The organism is Hymenobacter sp. AT01-02 (genome assembly GCF_000961955.2).
In the GTDB taxonomy this organism is placed as follows: Bacteria; Bacteroidota; Bacteroidia; order Cytophagales; family Hymenobacteraceae; genus Hymenobacter; species Hymenobacter mucosus.
On sequence record NZ_JZIR02000241.1, the window covers coordinates 1 to 1,430 of the forward strand.

The 1,430-nt window shown below is 43.1% G+C and carries 2 protein-coding genes; both read right to left on the bottom strand.

Annotation, left to right across the window (positions count from 1 at the left end):
• Positions 1-98 precede the first annotated feature (98 nt).
• Positions 99-755, bottom strand: coding sequence for a hypothetical protein (locus VI25_RS22825; RefSeq protein ID WP_055562968.1), 657 nt, complete (start codon positions 753-755; stop codon positions 99-101).
• Positions 756-955: 200 nt separating this feature from the next.
• A partial coding sequence (locus VI25_RS22830; protein ID WP_045690702.1) for a recombinase family protein occupies positions 956-1,430 on the bottom strand: 475 nt, incomplete at its 5' end.

A 1,430-nucleotide genomic window follows, 5' to 3' on the forward strand; every position in this document is an offset into this window, starting at 1 on the left:
CGACCAGATAAATTCTCATAGGATAGAGGATTAAGTGAACATTGAATCAGTGGACTCAAAGCTCAACTCAACTCTACCCCACAAAAAGGACAGAAAGCCTAGTCTAACATCAAGAATTTCTTGCGGAAATATTCTTTACTCTGATCTGGAAATTCTGGAATAGATGTGAAAAGCAGCCTTAATTGATCAGGGTTAGCACCTCTGATAACCATCGTGCTAAGCATTTTATCAACAAGACTATTTAATCTTTCTTTTGTAGGATATTCTTTCAGAAATTGATTCCATCTATTATCAAAAGCAAGTTCAGAGAGTACATATTTAAATTCAGTGTCTCTGTCTTCATTAAGAAGGCGTATTGCTCTATTAAAATTTTTGCCTATTTCGTTATCTGACGTATGATCGATCCAGTTCTCATAAAACTCTACGAAACCCGACTTTATATCTTGCTCATATGCTGTAGCTAAAGGAGCAACGAGTAGGTAGAATGGAACAGGGGTAAGCACATTGATAGTTTTATGCAATTGGATGCCGTGGCAGCTAGCAAGTACTACAATCAGTTTGTTTTTAAGCAATCTGTTAACTTCTCCTAATAGGTGGGCTACAACAACCCACGAGACCTCCTCGCCTGATTCCAACTTAAGAAAGTCATGAGCACCATGCGCCTCTATATGAATGAGAGGTATTTTGCCTAGCTGAATGAAGATATTCTTAATATCTAAGAATGCTTTTTTTAAGCTCTTCTTTGTTAGAAACATATCTATAAATAGCTCCTATGTCCTTTTGTTCTGCTCTCCTATCTATAACTGTATCAAATAATATTTTTCCAGTTCTGTCTTCACCCAGGGGTAGAGATTCGATAACTATAATATAATCAAATGCCAAAATGTGTGATTGTGATAAATCCATTTAGGTAGTGTTAATTTTTATTTACAACATGAACATATACTTCAACAAGCTACTCCAGTAGTAGCTTTCCTACGGTGGTGGGTGATATCCCCAGGGCGGTGGCAATAGCCCGATTTGAGATGCCGGTGGCCTTGAGACGCAACACGTGCTCACGCTGGTGGTCCACCGCGGGCCGGCCTACTACCTTGCCCTTCGCCACGGCCTTGGCCATGCCCGCCTTGGTTCGCTCCCCCAGCCGCACGCGTTCCTGTTTGGCGATGGTGGCCAGGATGCTGATGATGGCATCCTTAAACATGCCCGTGGAGTCCAAGTACTGCTCGGTGTAGCTTTTGAACTGCACGCCGGCAAAGGATAGCTTTTGTAAGTGATTGAGGGTTTCAGTGACGCCCTCTCGGCTAAAGCGGTCCAGGGCCCAGAACATCACCACATCGAAGCGGCGCTGGTAGGCATCCTGAAAGAGTTGCTTGAACTGAGGCCGATCAGCCTTGCCGCCCGACTCCTGGTCGGTATACTCTTTATATATA